Genomic DNA, 17,900 nt, shown 5'->3' on the forward strand with positions numbered 1-17,900 from the left:
CTTATTTCAGATAAGGTTCCAGTTTAGATTTCAAGCCTTTTTTGGCAGGCAATTGCCATAATAATTTGCACCAGTCGTGATTGCCTTCAATAAAGCCCGGACCTTTTTCGGTGATGACAATATCCCAGCCAATCGAACGGTTTTCAGGATGTTCCTTTGCTGCTTTTTTAACCATTGCAACCGTTTCGTTCCAAAAAGGAAGCTGCAGTCCAACTATTTCCACTCCGGTTATCGGATGTATTTTTTCTTCGGGTTTAGTGATATCGCTGTAAACTCCGGCATCAGTAATTATTCCTGTTTGTTCATCAATTATCGCAGCCATATTTCCCGCTGCCATATTATCTACAGATGAATTTACAGAAATTCGTTGCCTGCATCCCAATAAAACAACTTCGTCATTGTCGTCCAATTGTGTAAAAATCCGAACCGTATTTACCGCTGAAGGCGATAAATTATTTAGTGTCGGATGTTGTTGGATAAACTCTTCCACCAAATCAAACTGGCTGTTTTCTATAAAATCAATGAGGCTCTTTTCGTCAAATTCTGAGGCACTCTTAATCAAAACATCAATGCCACAGTTTCCGTCGGCAACCTTAAAAACCAATTTGCCTGATGGTGTATTCAGCAGTGTCTGAAGCAATTCAGGTTTGGCTTTCAAATCGGCAATATCTGCAACGGCATGAACAAAATAATCCTTGTATGAACGGTAAAATTTAGTTTTGTCATCCAAAATGTCACGGGAACTTTTCGGATTCATCTGCAATTGGTATTCAAACATATAACCCGTTCCTGCCCAGGTTTTACGTTGTTGGTCATCCAATTCAAAAAATCGGAATTGAAAATACTCCAAAAGCGAAATATTGTATTTGAAAACGCAGGAAACAGCATCCGATAAAAGTGCGGTTTTGCTTTTGCCCGAAACTTTGGAAGCATGGTCCAGGAAAAGTTTGAACTTCTTCCAATCCATCTTCTTCAGGTAATATCCTAAATAAAGCAATCTCTTAAACATTCCTTTTATCTTTAAGGCTCATGGCCATTTCAGCAGCCGACATGAATTCAACATCAGGCCATTTTTTTACAATTTGCTGCAACAATCTTTTCAAATCAGCCAATCCTTTTTCACGGTTTTTGGGATTGATATGCCCACAAAAATTAACCCGGTGCGAACTGATGATTGCCGGTTTGTTCCAGCGAAAAGCAGTTTCAATCTGCTTCATTGTAAAATCAACCCAATCAATTCCTCGGTCTTCAGTAGGTTCAAAAACCACATTCCGAACCATGATCGTCAGGCCTTCCTTTGTTTTTTTTCCGATATAATTCAGCGACTTTTTATAAACATTAAAGCCCTGATGCTCATTACGCTGCAAAGCTAAGTCTAAAAATTGTATTCCGTTATCTTTTAACGTTTGGAAAAGCGAGTGATGGATGCTGAAAACCGGAGGCGTAAAATAAATGCTTCGATAGCCATAAACTTCCTCAAAAAGCGCTATTCCTTCTGCAAGTATTGGTTTCAAATCCTCGTTTTCCGTTACTTCCCAAAAATCCAATGCTGCAAATGCTGACATTGTTGGGTATTCCTCATCTGAAATGCTCGTGTAGGATTTGTTTTTTAAGGCGGTCAGCAATTGCGGATCACGTTTCGACAATTTATCATTGAAAACCTTGAGGTTTAAATGTTCCCTTCCATGGAACTCGGGTTTTAAAAGACCTTTATCGATTCCTTCCTTCCATAGATTCCAGGTTCCCGTGTAAGCTTCAGGTTGTTGAATTGAGAGTTTTTTATAGGTATTTGGCAAAGTTTCAAAATGGAATTCCCTAAAATCTTCGGCTTCCATCTTTTCGAAATCAATATTGCACGGAAGCACAAATGGCGTAAAAACCGCATGCCGTCCATTTTTATCCTTAACCGATGACAATACTTCGAAAAGTTGTTCCAAATCCTGAGTCGTTTCCAAAGTGTCCAAAGCATCGAAACGCGAATAGGTTTTCATTCCGGCTTCGTCCATATTATTCCTGGCCTGCGCCGAATTCAATCGGACGTTGCCATAATCATCGACCGAAAAAACAACAATTTTCCGATTGGTTTTCCAACCGATGCTGTTTTTTAAATTCGAAATAATACCTGAAACTATTTTTCTAACCATGAAGCGGATCCAAATAATAATCGACAAATTTATCGGCGTTGTCGCGACGGAACAATTGGGCTGTGGCAATCGCGTTACCCGACATAGTGTTCCATTTTTGTTTGTTCTGGCTCAAGTCTAAAATAAAATCTTTGGCTTTCGCCAAATCTTTCTCTGCAAAGCATTCGGCTGCACCATATTTGTGGGCATACGTATTTAATTCCGAATCTTCACCGGCAATGTAAACCGATGGGATTCCGTAACTCATCAGGTTGTACGATTTGCTCGGAACGCTTCCTTTGGAAGTCAGTTCGTCCAAAATCACAATTCCCAAATCGGCTGCAGAAAGCGAAAATGGGAACATTTCATCCGACTGAAACGGAAGGAAAGTACAGTTGGGCAGGCTTTTCTCTTCAACCATTTTCTGCAAAGCCGGAACTCTTGGGCCACGACCAATAATCTGGAAAATGATATCGTTATTATCTTTTAATAATTCAGCCAACTGAACCACAACCTCAACTTTGTGTGTCAGTCCGATGTTTCCTGAATACTGAATGATGAATTTATCCTGTAAGTTGTGTTCTTTGACAAATGGATTCTCCTCTTTAGAAACCCTTTCATTTGCCTGGAAAATAGACCAAATTGGCTGGATAATGATTTTGGATTTTAATACATAAACTTCGAGAAGTTCGGCCATCTTGTCACCAATCGTGAATAATCGGAAAGCGCTTTTAAATGATTTTTTATTTAAAAATGCCCATATTCGGTAAACCGGATGCGTTTCCTTCATTCCTGTAATCTTGAAAACATCGGGGTAAACATCCCAAACCACCATACTAAATCTATTAGAAACCAATAAATTCAGTAAGTATCCCATTGGTGGAATCGAAACAAAAAACACTTCGTGTTTACGGTATTTGGTCATCAAAAGCCAAAAGATTTTCCAACAGGCAATGATATAGGAAAGAAACTTTTTGCTTGCCGGACGTTCGACCCATTTATTGATATAGGTAACATCAACATCCTTATTGAGTTCTTCGCCCTGAATGTGGATGCTTCCGGTAACCAACGCTACATTTTCGAACTTTTCTGCGAAAGCGTTACAAAAACCAACAGTAAGATAATTCGAAGCCTGATTGACGACAACTATCTTTCTATCCTTAATTTTACTCATATATTATTCTGCTTGGCGCAGGATTTTGTGTCCGCCTTCAGCCAAATGGATATCCCTTTGGAACAATTTAACGTCTGAAGCGACCATTTCCTCAACCAGCATTTCAAGATTGTATTTTGGCTGCCAGCCTAATTTTGTTTTTGATTTTGAAGGATCACCAATCAACAAATCCACTTCTGTAGGGCGGAAATAACTTGGGTCAACCTTAACAATCGTACTACCGATTGCAGGAACCGAAATGTCTTTTGCTACGCAATCCTTTCCCAAAGCTGCTTGGTATCTATCAGCATCTATAGCTTCTAAAACACCTACTTCCTCTACGCCTTCTCCTTCAAATCTTAATTTAAAACCAACTTCGTTAAACGCCATTTTTATAAAATCGCGTACACGTGTTGTAATTCCTGTTGCGATTACATAATCTTCCGCAGTTTCCTGTTGCAGTATCCTCCACATGGCTTCTACATAATCTTTGGCATGACCCCAATCGCGTTGTGCGTCAAGGTTACCCATATATAAATCTTTTTGTAATCCAAGGGCAATTTTGGCAACAGCCCTTGTGATTTTCCTTGTTACAAAAGTTTCACCACGCAAAGGCGATTCGTGATTGAACAGGATTCCGTTGCAGGCAAACATATTGTAGGCTTCGCGGTAATTTACCGTAATCCAGTAGGCGTAAATTTTGGCAACAGCATAAGGCGAACGCGGATAAAACGGCGTGGTTTCCGATTGCGGAACAGCCTGAACCAAACCATACAGCTCCGAAGTTGATGCCTGGTAAATCTTGGTTTTGTTTTGCAAGCCTAACAAACGAACCGCTTCCAAAAGTCGAAGTGTTCCAATTCCGTCAGCATTTGCAGTATATTCAGGCGTATCAAAACTCACTTTTACATGTGACATCGCCGCTAAATTGTAAATCTCATCGGGCTGAACTTCCTGGATAATCCTGGTAATATTCATCGAATCGGTCATATCGCCATAATGCAGTTTCAAACGAATTCCCTTAGCATGTGGATCTTGGTACAAATGGTCAATCCTATCCGTATTAAAAAGCGACGAACGTCTTTTGATACCGTGAACCATATAGCCTTTTTCAAGAAGCAGTTCTGCCAAATAAGCTCCGTCCTGTCCTGTAATTCCTGTAATTAATGCGGTTTTCATTTCTTGATTTTTTATATGTGATAATTACATTTTGACTTCCTTGAACGAATGTTCGTGTTCCAAAAACCAGTTGTAGGTTGATTGGATTCCGTCTTCCAACGAAATTTTAGCCTTCCAGCCTTGGTTAGCCATTTTGGAAACATCCATTAATTTTCTAGGTGTCCCGTCTGGTTTTGTGCTATCCCAGATGATTTCACCTGTATGTCCAACCGTTTTCTGGATTAATTCTGCCAAAGATTTTATCGTGAGATCCACTCCGGTTCCAATGTTATACAAATTCTCGGCAAACGGATTTTCCAAAGCAAAAACTACGGCATCAGCCAAATCATGCACATGAAGGAATTCGCGCATCGGCGAACCAGAACCCCAAAGCGTTACCGATTCGTTATTGTTGAGTTTGGCCTCGTGGAATTTACGAATCATCGCCGGCAAAACGTGTGAGGTCTGCAAATCGAAATTGTCATTTGGACCGTAAAGGTTCGTTGGCATCAGACTCACAAAGTCTTTACCGAATTGTTTCCTGATAGATTCGCAGGCTTTCACTCCGGAAATTTTTGCAATCGCATACCATTCGTTTGTTGGTTCCAATGAAGAAGTCAAAAGACAGTCTTCCTTTAAAGGCTGCGGAGCCAGTTTTGGATAAATGCACGAACTTCCCAAAAAGATAAATTTGTCAACATCCTGTTGCAGGGACGTATCGATAAGGTTATTCTGAATCTGCATGTTTTCCATCAGGAACGTAAACGGATAATTATTGTTTGCCAATATTCCACCTACTCTTGCGGCAGCATCAATGACAACATCGGGTTTTTCATTGGCAAAAAATTCCTGAACTGCAGCCTGATTCCTCAAGTCGAGTTCCTTACTGGTTTTCCCGATTAGGTTTTCGTAACCTTTTGCCTTTAACGCATTCCAAATGGCACTTCCGACCATTCCTTTATGTCCTGCGATGTATATTTTTGAAGATTTGTCCATCTTATATTTTATTTAAAAACAGCCAACAACTCATAAGCAGCCGCTTTCATTCGGCTTTCATAAGAATCGTATAATTGTTTGGTATAATCCCTGTTTGGATAATTTTCCATAATCGAAACCAATTGAGCAACATTGTGTGGCTCAAAATAAGTCCCTTTTTCCTCTAATTGTTCAATATTCACATTCAGATTTGCCGCAATAACCGGAACCTGAAGTGATTTTGCGTCTTCAATAACGGTGCTCCAACCTTCGAACAAACTAGGCTGCAATATCGCTTTGCAATATTTCATCAATAATAATTGGTCGCCACGCGGTATGAGTCCCAAAAATTTAATTGAGCCTTTCAAATCGTTTTTATTGATGATATCGTGTAATTCCTGCATGTACGGCGAATCCGGTTCGTCTGGGAAACGTCCTGTAATTCCGATGGAAACTTCGATTCCTTTTTTCTTTAATTCGGCCACAGCCTCAAAAACAACCTTGTGGTTTTTGTGTTTGTGGAACTGGTTGCTGATCATATAGAAATGTTCGGGCAAATCGTATTTGGCGCGGATTTCATCAAAACTCATATCTGGCAAACCTTCAATGATGGAAACGAAATGATAAATATGCACATTCAGGTTTTTTGGAACCTTAAAAAATTTCAGGAAATCGTCTTTAACAGCCTGGCTTGAAACCACCAAATCCTTAGAGTTTTTCAATATAAGCCTTATTCTTGCATTACGCTCGATTACTTTCCTTTTGGTAAAAAACTGCGGATAATACATATGCTGTAAGTCGGCGTACCACGAAACCAATTTGGCATCAAGCTTGCTCTTTACCGGATAATCGTGCATCGGGAAAATCGCGTCCAGCTTATGATTGACAACCAAGTCGTGCACAAAAGTGTTTTTATTCTTTAAAATCGAATCAACGTAACCTTTATAAATCGATGAAAAATTATGCGGAACCAATTCGAGATAAGGATATTCAATTTCGTCTATATATTTTTTCAAAGCCGGATTGTAAAGCACCACAACTTTTGGCTTGTCTTTGTCATCAAGGAAATTTAGAATGCGGATGGCGTTGATCAGGTAGATGATTCCGCCAGTCCATTTTGGATTGAAATTGAAAAGTAAGCCTAATTTAAATCTGTCTTCCATAATTACCAGTTTTCAACCAAATCCTTAATTCCCTGGTTCAGGCTCCATTGTGGTTCCCAGCCTGTCCTTTGTTTTAATTTAGAAACATCTGCCAACAAGTGTAGTCTTTCCACTTTCCGAACTCTTGCAGGATCGACTTCTATAACGATTTTTTCGTTTAGGATTTTCTCGAATTCGGCAACAACTTCTGTTACTGCATATTCGATTCCGCGTCCTAAATTGAAGGTGTCGAAACCAACATTTTCAAGCTTAGTCAACGCCGAAACCGCATTTGCCATATCGTGTGTATGGATGAAATCGCGTTTTGGCGTTAAGTTTCCTAAAGCAATTTTGCGGCTTCCGTCCTTAATCTGTTTTTCGATTTCAGGGATAAGGTGCGGATTGGTTTCATTTGGACCAAATGCATTAAAGAATCGGCAGCAGATGGTATCAATTCCTGTTTCAAGATGGAATTTCTGCAACAATTGCTCGCCAGCCAGTTTGCTCAAACCATAAATATCCAAAGGCCTTACTTCGTCTGTTTCGGCAACGGCATTATTTGAAATTGGGTAAACCGCAGCGGTTGAGGCAAACACTATTTTTTTAAGGTTTTTTACTTTTTTGGCAGCTTCCAGAACATTCATCGTTCCGCGGATGTTAATGTCCGAAGATTCAAACGGATGCTCGTTGCAATACGGAATAAAATGTACCGCAGCCAAATGGATGATGATATCGGGTGAAATCGATTCAATAGTTTTTGAAACTGCAACTGCATCGCGGATATCGCCAAGGAAAAAATGATTATCGGTAAGATTGATAAATTCCCTGTTCCCGAAACTCAAATTGTCAAAAACAAAGACATCGTGGTTTTCACTTTGCAGTTTTGGCACTATGGCTGAACCAATAAATCCGGCGCCACCTGTTATTAAAATCTTCATATATATTATTTTCTTATGCCGACGGAAGCAAAAAATCCTGGTACTGTCCGGCTATAATTTTTAAATCGTTAGTCTGTTTAATTTTTGAAGCATTGCTGCTTATTTTATCCAATAAATCCTGATTATCAATCAGCAATTGCAATTTTTCTGCAAAAAGAGCCACATTTCCAACCGGAATCAGAAATCCGTTTTCGTTTTCCTTTATAATGTCCGACGGTCCGGCAACGCAATTGAAACTTACAGGCGCCAATCCGTTTGCCATTCCTTCAATCAATGCATTTGGATATCCTTCAATGATAGAGGTAAATCCGAATATTTTGGCTTGCGACAAATAAAAATCGACTTCTTTTTGAAAGCCGCAAAATTCGACTTTTTCTGCGATATTTAATGCCTTTGCCTGATTTTTTAAATCATCCAATAAAGGTCCGTCGCCAACTATGGCTAAAGTCCAGTTTGGAGCATTGATTTTGGCGAAAGCCTCAAGCAAAAAATGCTGCGCCTTTTCGTAGGAACAACGTCCGAGAGTGATAATCTGATTTTTTCTTTGATGCTGAAACTCCTTGATTTCCCTAAGGAAATTCGGAATCACAACAATTGGGCAGCTGTATTTTTTTTGGTACACTTCTTTAGCATAATTCGTCTGCGCGATGATTCCGTCAATCCTGAATTTGAAAACAGCATAACAGAAATTATAAAAAGCATTGAATAAAGCATTTCCGGGAAACCTTACCCTGTCCGGGCTGCTTCGTCCTGAGATAATGACTTTTGTTTTTATTCCGACCGAAGTGATGATTCCCAAAAGCATATAGCCCAAACAGAAAACCGTGTCTGGTTTTTCGGCTTTGATGCTTTTGCGCAGATACCATAATAAAATTGGGAACGATAATATTTTACCGTATTTATCCCTGAAATTATCAGGTTCCATCAACTTTACTTTAGGATGCAGTTCGTAAAATTTATCCCTTTTGAACATTACCAAAATGGTAACATCGATATTTTTTTCAACCATATAATTTGCCAAAACCACTGCAGTCCGTTCAGTTCCGCCCGGAGTAAGCTTTGGCAATACAATGACTATTTTCTTTTGCGCCATTTCTTTTTTCGTTCGTGCAGATAATAACCAAACTGCAATAAGCCTATTGCATTCAGTACTCTTTTGAGTTTACTGGTCCTGGTATTATTGGTTAAAAAATTAAACGCGTTGTTTATTTTGTCATTAGAGAATTCCGAAAACCGAAAAGGTACAATCTTTTTCAAGGTTTCTAAATCAAAGCTGGTGAACTTCTCATTTTTCCGGGTCCTTGTTCCCTGCCCGTCGTTTCCAATGTTGAACGTTTTTGTCGTATAAGGCGTAACCGCATACAAATCGTTTTTGACCATATAATGCACATAGCGGTAATCCAAAACCAAAGGTTCATTTTTATATAATTTCCGCTGGAAAGCGGTGAACAGGTCAATTCCGATTTTGTCCAGTTTCCTTACGAATTTCTTATCGTGTAAATCCTGGCTCAATTCTTCCATTGACAGTGCATGAACATCCAAAATCTTATTTCTCCAGGAAGCAAATCCCCAGGGACACCAACGGTTTGTAAAATAAACATCCGATTTTGATTTATCATCAATCTCAAAAAAAACTGAATGCGAAAATCCGGAAACCGAAAGCACTTTTGGATCGTTTTTATAAAATTCCAAACCTTCATTGACAAATTTCAGGAAATCGGGAGCTACAATAATATCATCTTCCAAAAAAATAAAAGTATCGTGTTCCTTAAAAATCAGATCAATTGCAGCGTTATAGGCACCGTTTAACCCACGGTTTTCTTTTGGAGCAATTGGTATTACTTTTTTAAATCCGGTAACGGTTTGGATGTATTCCCTAACCGCTTCTATTTTTTCAATGTCCTGATTACGATAAGCTGCATCCGAAGAAATATAAAGTTCAGACGCTTTTGCTTCTTCACATTGCTGCAAGGCTGTAATGCATTTTTTCAAACTATCCAAACGGTCATAAACCATGACCAATAACGGTGCGTAATCCTTCATTATTTCAACATCATGTCAATCATCCAGCCATACGGATTGAACCTGCCTTCGTACCAATTCATTTCTTCATCCCAATAACCCACACAATCATCATAACCTGCATTGGCAAAACCATAACTGATTTCAATCAAAAGTGGTTTGTTATTATCCAACACAAAGTCGTAGGCAATGCATTGTGCCTTTAGTTTTTTATGGATTTCAAAAGCGGCTTTTACGAAACGCTCGTCAATCGATTCCTTGTCGTACAAAATGAATCCACTTCCTGAAGCCCTGAAGTCATTTTCGCGGTTCATCCGTTTGATACCAAATGCCTTTCCGTCAATGACCACAATCCTGATATCCGAATCATTATTGGCGATAAACTCCTGAAAATAAAGGTAATTCATTTCCTTTCCCATTACTTTGGCATAACGCGGCGGATTTGCCAATCGCGCAAAACCTTTGGCTACATCAAAAAAATTGGTTTTTCCTAAACGCCATTTTCGATAGCGTTCCTTGATGCTCCCCCAACCATCATAAGCTGCAAAACCTTTACCAAATGCCTGATTGGCTAGCGCTCTGGCTTCCTGCTTTGTTTTGGCCAATTGCACATTTTGGGAACCTGCACCACCTTTGAGTTTGAATACTTTTGGAAACGAAGCCTTATCAATCCATTGATTGGCGGTTTTTTTATCGTAGAAAACCCAGGTCGGAACCAAATCGGTTTCCAAGGCTTCCAACAAATATTTCTGTGCTACCTTATCATCAAAATGCCAGGCAGTATTAAAATCAGGGAACACTTTTGTACTGCTTTGTTCCAAAGAAAAAAGTAGCGATTTCGCCATCACAATATCTGTTGGGCTTGCCTGATGGTAATGCCACATCAAAGCCGAACAGCCTTTTAACTGCTGGATAATATCGTTATCATAACAATTAACCAGTTTATAAGGAATATTGTTTTTGTCGCAATAATCCATCCATCTGAAATGGAATAAATCGGTGCTTTTATTATTGTGAATGGCTATCATTTTAATCTAAATAGTGTTGTGCCCAAAGTTCAAATCCTAGCATCAGCCAAATGGCATCCATTTGATCTGGCGACGCATTGGCAATATTATTAATCCAGGAATTCAATTCCTTTAATTCAAAAAGCCCACGTTTTTGGATTCCCGGAGCAATTTTAGCATTCCATTTTTGTTTGAAAACATCCGAAGAGAAAAATTCCCTTAACGGAATCCCAAATCCCATTTTATCACGGTATGCGAAATCTTCACCAAATTTTGAAGCACAAATATCCTTTAATAAAACCTTGTTTTCGTCTTTGCCGTTGTGTTTTGCAATTAGTAAATCTCCTGAAATATTCAATGATGTTGAAACCATGTTGTTATCCAAAAACGGAACGCGGTTTTCGATGCAGTGTGCCATCGACATCTTGTCCTGACGCATTAATAAGTCGGGCAAATAAGTCAGTAGCTCGTATTTTCTTTGTTTCAGATTGGTGTTTCCTTTGAGCCTGTTCAAGGTTTTTACCCTGTCATTAATCGCGTTATCCAATTTGAAATTGGCTTTCAGCGAATGGGCTGTAGCCAAACTGCCAAAAGCGGTTTCCATTACCATTCGCTTGTTCGGATTCAGGAAATAGCTTAAATATTCGAAAGCAAATTTTGAATTTCGTTTCAGTCCGCCTAAAAATTCACGATTGAATGGAAATCTAAGCGCACGAATAAAACGACTGTAACCGGCAAGGCATTCGTCTGCTCCTTCTCCGCTCAACAAAACGGTAACATGCTTTTTGGCTTCCTGGCTCAACAGGTAAATTCCAATGGTATTTGGATGATTCAACGGATGCTCAAAATGCCAAATGGCTTTTTCCAAAACCTCGAAATAATATTGAGCGTCCATTTCGTATTTGTGTGCCTTCAAATCCAATTGTTCAGCAACTTTGTCAATATATTTTTCTTCCGAAAAACGCTGGTCCTTAAAGATTATCGAAATGGTTTCGAGGTTCCCTTCGTTCAAAGATTCGGCAGCATAATAACTGACCAATGAAGAATCGACACCGCCGGAAAGTTGGCAACCCAATTTTACATCACTGATCATTTGGGAATCGACACTTTTCTGTAAGGCGTTTTCCAACTGGTTTTGTGCGTCTTTATTGGCGATTTTGTTATTTCCTTCCTGGTCTAATTCATAATAAGTGTTTGACTCTATTTTACCATTTTTCACACTCAAATATGTTCCCGGAGTACAGTTTGTGATATTCTTAAACAGTGTATCGTTAATCACATTCCGAAACAATAAAAACTCATCCAGCTTACTAAAATCTGGTTCAAATTTGAAGCCTGGCAATGGTTTGAAACTCTTCATTTCCGAACCAAAAGCCAACCTTCCTTCTTCCTGTAAAAGGTATAAAGGCTTGATGCCGAAACGGTCGCGTGCCAAAAACAACGTGTCCAATTCTAAGTCATAAATCGCCATGGCAAACATTCCGTTGAGCATTGAAATCATTTTTTCCATGCCATATTCAGAATATAAATGAAGTACTACTTCGGTATCGGAAGTGCTTTTGAAAACATGGCCTTTCTGTTCCAGTTCAGGTTTGAAATCAAATGCGTTGTAGATTTCGCCGTTCATCATCAGGATTACTTTCTGATTTGGGCTTACCATTGGCTGATGCCCTGCAGGAGAAAGATCTAAAATACTCAATCGGTTAAATCCAAAAATCAAATCACTTGGATTTTTGAAATTCACATCCTCAGAAATCGAAACATTTTCAAAGGTTTTTTCCTGGGTATTTATTGCCACGATTCCGGAATCGTCCGGACCGCGGTGTTTTTGTATCGAAAGCATTTGGCGGATAACTTCGTTACCCGTTGCTTTGCTGTTATCAAAATTAAAATATCCTGTAAATCCGCACATTATTTATTGGGGTTTATGGATTGTAACAATATATCGCGGTGTGCCTCACACTGAATCAGATTCGTGTAAAGCAATTTTTTTCTTTTGGTAATTATCGAAGGTAAAAGTCCTCTCTTGTAAAGGCTCGACATGATTTTCCCTTTATAAGGCTGAATCCAGGTATTCATCACCGCTTTCCAGGTTTCAGCATATTTTTGGAATTCGGCTTCCAACTTGGTATCGTCCTCAATGATGGCATTCAGTTTATACAAATGCTCGAGCATTTCATTTTTATCTTCACCTTTCAACAACGAAAGTCCAACAGCTTCGCTGTTTTGGTGTACAAATTCCATTTCGAAAGTTATCGGTTTGCTTTTTTCAAATCCCAAACGAAGAATCATTCCTTTGTTCCAAGGCTTATTGCGCAAGCCGTCCCAATCAAAACAGAAATTTCCAAGGCTGTAAAAAATTGGTGCATCATTGTAAACTTCATACCCCGAAATGATATGCGTATGATGAGCCACAACCGCATTTGCTCCGGCATCGACAAAAAAGCGGTACCATTTTTTCATTCTCGGGCTTGGCAGTTCGTAATGTTCGTGGCCGCCATGAGCAATGACTACCACAAAATCAGCCTGGTTTTTGGCTTCCCGAATCTGATAAAAAACATTCGTCAAATCTATTGGGTTGCAACCCGGAGTTTCATCGTGTGTTGTGGTCCATTCGTTTTCGGTAACATTGATAAAAGCGATAGTGATTCCGTCCTTTTTCCAATAAAAGGTTTTAGATGCTTCTTCAAAATTGGCTCCACTTCCCAACCATGAAATCTTGTGTTTTCCCAAAGCCTCATAAGTTTCCTGCATGCCTTTCCAGCCATAATCCTTAAAGTGATTGTTGGCTGTTGCCACCAATCCGCAATTCAGATGGTTCAAAATCGTTGCCGTTTCCGGATGTGATTTGATATGTGGACCGGTTTTGCTGATTCCGTTGGTTGAAGTTGTCAATGGACATTCCAAATCCAAAACATTCAAATCATTTGCCTCAAAAAAAGGTTGCACCTCTTCAAATAAAGGTTTCCAATTGTTGGCTTTGACTTCCTTTTCAACACGAAGCCAAGGGCAGAAATCGCCTGTAAAACCTACTTTAATCATATATATTTAGATAATTCGTCTGTGGTAATAAATTTTGCGTCCGGCCATTTTTTGACAATGGTTTTCAGCAATAAATCCAAATCATTTAAACCTCTTTCTCCATTTTTCGGATTGATGAAACCCACAAAATTGATTCGGTGCGAACAAATAACAGCAGGTTTTGAAAATAAAAACGCAGCCTGGATTTGTGCCAGGCAGCCATTTACCCAATCTTTTTGTGGCAGCATGCTTGGCTCAAAAAAGCAATTCCGAATGTTGTAACGCAGTCCGTTTTGCTTTTGCCCAAAACTGTGCCTTATGGCTTGGTATTCATTGAAAACTCCGGTTGGCTGCAATTGGGAACGCAGGCTTTGAATCCATTCTATTCCTTGGTCAGCTAAAAAAGATTCCAATTGGGTATCCCAATTATAGCAAGGCGCGATAAAGCTTTTTGGCTTAAATCCGAAATGCTCTTCAAAGATTTTTAATCCGTCTTGAATAATGGTCTTATGTTCATTTACATCTTCCGGTGAATCCCAATCGTAGGCTTCCATAAAGCTATAATCGCCTTTTCCGGAATAGGTAGTTTGCTGTTCAAACGAAGTCAGAATAGCTTCATCCTTTGATTGCAGCGCTTTCATCCAGCGTTTGATATTCAAATGCTCACGGCCGTGGAATTGCGGATGGAAAATTCCATTTTCGCTTCCCTGTTTCCAGAGTTGGAAATTATTCTGATGCTTAGGATAACGTTTTAAGGTTTCAGTAAAAGGCTCGAAAAAATATTCCTTGAAATCATGTGCTTTTATCTTATCAAAATCGGGATTTGCCATAATGGCGTTTGCGGTAATCACTGCTGGTTTTCCATCGCTGCCTTTGTAGGACTGCAAAACCTCAAACAGTTTTTCCAAATCATCCCGCGAGGCAAGTGCATCATTTTTATAAATGCTGTTGGCTATGTCAAATCCTTTTTGCTCAAAATAATTCAAAGCCTCTTTTGAGGGCGTTCGAATGGCACCCCAATCATCAGACTCAATGATAATCAGTTTTTCCTTTACAGTATTTCCTTTCCTGTTGATGTCGGCAGCAGCAGCAAAGGATTTTAAATACGAAATTTTAGAAGGCATTAATTCAGATGCTATTTTATGAAATCAATCAGAGGTTGATTTATATTGGTCAGAAACACAACTAACGGATTGGTAAGTGTCGTAACGTTGAAATAATCCAATGATAATCGGACTGAGATAATACAGAACAAAATCAGCAGCGGCGATAAAAACCTGACGCTTTTGGAAATAAAAATATCTTTACTGTTTGATGCAATGATGAATGAGGTTGCCAATGAAAATAGGAATGCCACATTTAAAAATCGTGCACCTGAAGGAAGCAGACTCAAAATATTCGCCACCGATAAGAACAATAATGAAAATCCCAGCAGCTTTTTGGTCTGCGCCGTAGGATTCGCTTTAAAGAATATGATGGAGATAAAAATTACCGTAAAATACGTTAGGATTTTTTTATAATACAGGACATACCAATTCACCGAAACGGCGACTTCTTCGTATCCTTCGAGATAATCTTCGTTGAAATATGTCTTGACTTTTGGAAGCAGGAAATCAGGTAAATTGGATTCTAAAGTTGTCCTGATAAAATCGACATTCAACTCCGCAATAAAGAAACTGGCAATGTAGAAAAGGTATAAAAACCTGAAATTCAATTTAACCAAACTATACGAAATCAACAGGAATACCGGCAGTACGAATGAAAAGTGGAACAGGATACTGCTTGCCGCAATCGCCAATCCTTTTTTCCTGTCCTGGAATAAATAGAGGAAACCTCCGTAGAAAAAGATGTGCGCTGCCGTCCACATACGCACTCCATTGATGGTCCAGAAACCAATAATCATACTAAAAGCAGCCAGTAATAAATGCTGCTCCCAATGCAGTTTCCCTTTAGATTGATTTAAAACCAGCCAAATATTATTGGCATAAAAATATCCGAATACCAATCCGAAAAACATAAAGAGGATATTTCCATTATCGGTAAACAATGAAAATAAAAATGTGGTCAAAGTCACATAAATATCGGCCTGACCGCCGCCTTCGCTATTATAAAAACCTGCCTGTATCGTCTCAAAATCCTTATTGCTGTTATACATCATCTCAAGATTCTGGACATATCGCGTACTGTCAACCGTATCGCTTTTAACCATTGACAATCCAAAAAAGGAAACAAACATGATTACAGTAGGCTTTGCCCAGCTACTTCTATAGTTCCTGAGGGCATTGATAAACCCCAGAAACGGAAAAAGGATAAAATAAAAAAAGGCGTTTTTCATTAAGGTATTAAAGCTATAAACTGTGAAGCAACATTCTCTATCCGGTAATTATCCTTCTCAGGCAAAAGCATTTTGTGCTTGTAATCTGCATTTAAAAATTCCTGGAAAATTTCTGGCTGCAGGTTGCCAAAGGTAACACTCAATACGGGTTTGTCAATAATTAAATAATCGATTAATTTACTTGGGGTTTGTTTGTGCCCAACATTTTCAAAGTTAACCACAAAATGCATTTTTGATAATTCATAAAGCAATTTTTCCCTCGGAACGATTGGCTGCATGACAATCCTGCCTTTACTTCCTTCTACAAATGGAGCAACAAACTGTGGCGTTGTCGTATAAATATGGAATTCAAATTTAAAACTCTCATCCAAACTATTCAGGTACGTTAGGAATTCTGATGGGTCGCGCCTTCCGGGAATAAACATTCCGGCATAGCCAAAAATGATTTTCTCCTTATTCAACGGACCGTTATATAATGCCACATCCTCAAATCGGAAACCCTGCGGAATCACTTTGATTTTGTCATGGAATTCGGGATAATAACCCGGAATCGAATTTTGTGTTGGAACTGTTATAAAGTCGGCCTTCCGGCAAAACTTTTTCTCTAGGTAGCCAAAATAAAAAGGCGGTTTGAAGGTGTCATTTTCCTGTCCCATATATGGATCTCCACAATCGGCAATCCAGGTTTTGGCAATCGGGTTTTTCTTTGACCAGATTTTGGAAACACCCCAATGTATTGGATATGGAACGGCCACAGAAATCAAGGCGTCATACCCTTTTTCATTCTTAAGCGCTTTCTTAATCAACGGAATCAACTGAATTGTTGGATATTCAAACAGCAAAGCCGAAAATCTTGCGATTATTCTTCTGACTAAAAACTCAACGCCACTTCCTTTAACAACCGGTCTTGGCCAAGTCAGTTTTCCTAAATCGATAAGCCTGAAATTATGTTGCACAGCAAACGCTTCCAAACCTTCACGGAAATGGGTACAAACGGTAACTTCGTGTCCCTTTCTTACCAATTCTTTCGCCAATTCTGTTGCCCTAAAGGAACGCGGCGAAATTTCGGGAAAGAAACCGTTGGTTACAATCAGTATTTTTTTTGAACTCATAACTTTGAGTAGTGTGTGTTTAAATAATTGGCTATTTCATCGGTGAAAATTGTTGCTCCTTTACGGTTCAAATGTGTCCTGTCGTAGAAATAGTCCTTGTTTTTATAAATCGGATTCTGATTGTTGTAATCAAAAAACGGAATCTTATTCTGGGTCAATTGCTTCAGCCTTTCCCTGAAAGCGCCATCCATTGGATCAAATAATGGCGGTTGGATTATGATTAATTGGATGTTTTTTTCCTGGCATAACGCAATTATTTTTTGGAAACATTCCAGCTTTACTTCCAACTCTTTTTTGGAATCGTATTTTGTTACAGTTGCTGCCTGAGTCCAGTCTTCACCTTCTTTCTGGAAACTGATTGGCATCGAACCATCGGCATAAAGCGTGTCCAAAGCCGTGAATTTCTTCTGCCTGATGTCAAAATTGGTTTTGTTCATTCGGCTTAGCGCAAAAAGATTGGACATGATGATATTTTTCTCATCTCTTGCCACCAATTCCTCGTTGATGTAATTGTATTTTACCAATGGATATAATCGGTCGAGCCTGAAATTCAGGATTGAATCCGGTAAAAATGCCATCGGATAATCTACAGAAAGCAGGATAACTTTGGGAGCCTTATTGAACTTCAACAAAGTCCTGGTGATGAATTCGTGAAACTCAATATCCGAACCCGGATAAGCCAGGTTGTAAGTCGAATGACCTGTTTTCTTTTCGATTTCGGAAGCGATGATGTTACGTGCTCCTCTTGATGAACCCAAGATTATAATTTCCTTGTTTATCTTTCCGTTTATCAATAATTCTAAGCGTTTGTCTGCTTCCTTTTCGGGTGAAACTGCGATGAAAAAGATGAATATTTTATCCAAAAGAAAAAATACCAATCCAAAAATCAGGATGTTTTTTAGGAACTTTTTCAT

At 39.0% G+C, this 17,900-nt stretch carries 16 protein-coding genes; all 16 read right to left on the reverse strand.

Annotation, left to right across the window (positions count from 1 at the left end; all coding sequences use genetic code 11):
* Position 1: 1 nt before the first annotated feature.
* Genes L1S31_RS10405 through L1S31_RS10480 form a run of 16 tightly spaced genes read right to left on the reverse strand, consistent with a single transcriptional unit; the run spans position 2 to position 17,900 of the window.
* Positions 2 to 1,009 carry a sugar-transfer associated ATP-grasp domain-containing protein gene (locus L1S31_RS10405; RefSeq protein WP_236464668.1) on the reverse strand — a complete coding sequence of 336 codons (1,008 nt, stop codon included), beginning with the start codon at positions 1,007 to 1,009 and terminating at the stop codon, positions 2 to 4.
* Entirely contained in the window at positions 1,002 to 2,144 is a 1,143-nt protein-coding gene (locus L1S31_RS10410) for a hypothetical protein (protein ID WP_236464669.1), read from the reverse strand. The genes L1S31_RS10405 and L1S31_RS10410 overlap by 8 nt, the downstream gene beginning before the upstream one ends.
* Positions 2,137 to 3,297, reverse strand: coding sequence for a glycosyltransferase family 4 protein (locus L1S31_RS10415; RefSeq protein ID WP_236464670.1), 1,161 nt, complete (start codon positions 3,295 to 3,297; stop codon positions 2,137 to 2,139). Before L1S31_RS10415 ends, L1S31_RS10410 begins: the two co-directional genes overlap by 8 nt.
* Before the next feature lie 3 nt (positions 3,298 to 3,300).
* A complete protein-coding gene (gmd, locus tag L1S31_RS10420; RefSeq protein ID WP_236464671.1) occupies positions 3,301 to 4,455 on the reverse strand; it encodes a GDP-mannose 4,6-dehydratase in 1,155 nt (384 codons plus the stop codon).
* A gap of 24 nt (positions 4,456 to 4,479) precedes the next feature.
* The gene (locus L1S31_RS10425) at positions 4,480 to 5,430 is read right to left on the reverse strand and encodes a GDP-L-fucose synthase family protein (RefSeq protein WP_236464672.1); all 951 of its coding nucleotides are present in this window, start codon (positions 5,428 to 5,430) and stop codon (positions 4,480 to 4,482) included.
* Positions 5,431 to 5,438: 8 nt separating this feature from the next.
* The gene (locus L1S31_RS10430) at positions 5,439 to 6,572 is read right to left on the reverse strand and encodes a glycosyltransferase family 4 protein (RefSeq protein ID WP_236464673.1); all 1,134 of its coding nucleotides are present in this window, start codon (positions 6,570 to 6,572) and stop codon (positions 5,439 to 5,441) included.
* Positions 6,573 to 6,574: 2 nt separating this feature from the next.
* Complete coding sequence (locus L1S31_RS10435; protein WP_236464674.1) at positions 6,575 to 7,489, reverse strand: NAD-dependent epimerase/dehydratase family protein; 915 nt, start codon at positions 7,487 to 7,489, stop codon at positions 6,575 to 6,577.
* Positions 7,490 to 7,502: 13 nt separating this feature from the next.
* On the reverse strand, positions 7,503 to 8,582 hold the full coding sequence (locus L1S31_RS10440; RefSeq protein ID WP_236464675.1) for a glycosyltransferase: 1,080 nt from the start codon (positions 8,580 to 8,582) through the stop codon (positions 7,503 to 7,505).
* Complete coding sequence (locus L1S31_RS10445) at positions 8,564 to 9,532, reverse strand: glycosyltransferase (protein ID WP_236464676.1); 969 nt, start codon at positions 9,530 to 9,532, stop codon at positions 8,564 to 8,566. Before L1S31_RS10445 ends, L1S31_RS10440 begins: the two co-directional genes overlap by 19 nt.
* Complete coding sequence (locus L1S31_RS10450; RefSeq protein WP_236464677.1) at positions 9,532 to 10,539, reverse strand: ATP-grasp domain-containing protein; 1,008 nt, start codon at positions 10,537 to 10,539, stop codon at positions 9,532 to 9,534. Before L1S31_RS10450 ends, L1S31_RS10445 begins: the two co-directional genes overlap by 1 nt.
* A 1-nt stretch (position 10,540) precedes the next feature.
* Positions 10,541 to 12,430, reverse strand: coding sequence for an asparagine synthase (glutamine-hydrolyzing) (gene asnB / locus L1S31_RS10455; protein WP_236464678.1), 1,890 nt, complete (start codon positions 12,428 to 12,430; stop codon positions 10,541 to 10,543).
* Positions 12,430 to 13,560 carry a CapA family protein gene (locus L1S31_RS10460; protein ID WP_236464679.1) on the reverse strand — a complete coding sequence of 377 codons (1,131 nt, stop codon included), beginning with the start codon at positions 13,558 to 13,560 and terminating at the stop codon, positions 12,430 to 12,432. The genes asnB and L1S31_RS10460 overlap by 1 nt, the downstream gene beginning before the upstream one ends.
* The gene (locus L1S31_RS10465; RefSeq protein WP_236464680.1) at positions 13,557 to 14,663 is read right to left on the reverse strand and encodes a polysaccharide (de)acetylase; all 1,107 of its coding nucleotides are present in this window, start codon (positions 14,661 to 14,663) and stop codon (positions 13,557 to 13,559) included. The genes L1S31_RS10460 and L1S31_RS10465 overlap by 4 nt, the downstream gene beginning before the upstream one ends.
* Positions 14,664 to 14,674: 11 nt before the next feature.
* Positions 14,675 to 15,874: a hypothetical protein gene (locus tag L1S31_RS10470; RefSeq protein ID WP_236464681.1), complete on the reverse strand. Its 1,200-nt coding sequence runs from the start codon at positions 15,872 to 15,874 to the stop codon at positions 14,675 to 14,677.
* Positions 15,874 to 16,986 carry a glycosyltransferase gene (locus L1S31_RS10475; protein ID WP_236464682.1) on the reverse strand — a complete coding sequence of 371 codons (1,113 nt, stop codon included), beginning with the start codon at positions 16,984 to 16,986 and terminating at the stop codon, positions 15,874 to 15,876. The genes L1S31_RS10470 and L1S31_RS10475 overlap by 1 nt, the downstream gene beginning before the upstream one ends.
* On the reverse strand, positions 16,983 to 17,900 hold the full coding sequence (locus tag L1S31_RS10480; protein WP_236464683.1) for a DUF1574 domain-containing protein: 918 nt from the start codon (positions 17,898 to 17,900) through the stop codon (positions 16,983 to 16,985). The genes L1S31_RS10475 and L1S31_RS10480 overlap by 4 nt, the downstream gene beginning before the upstream one ends.

Source organism: Flavobacterium wongokense, assembly GCF_021608265.1.
GTDB classification, from domain to species: domain Bacteria; phylum Bacteroidota; class Bacteroidia; order Flavobacteriales; family Flavobacteriaceae; genus Flavobacterium; species Flavobacterium wongokense.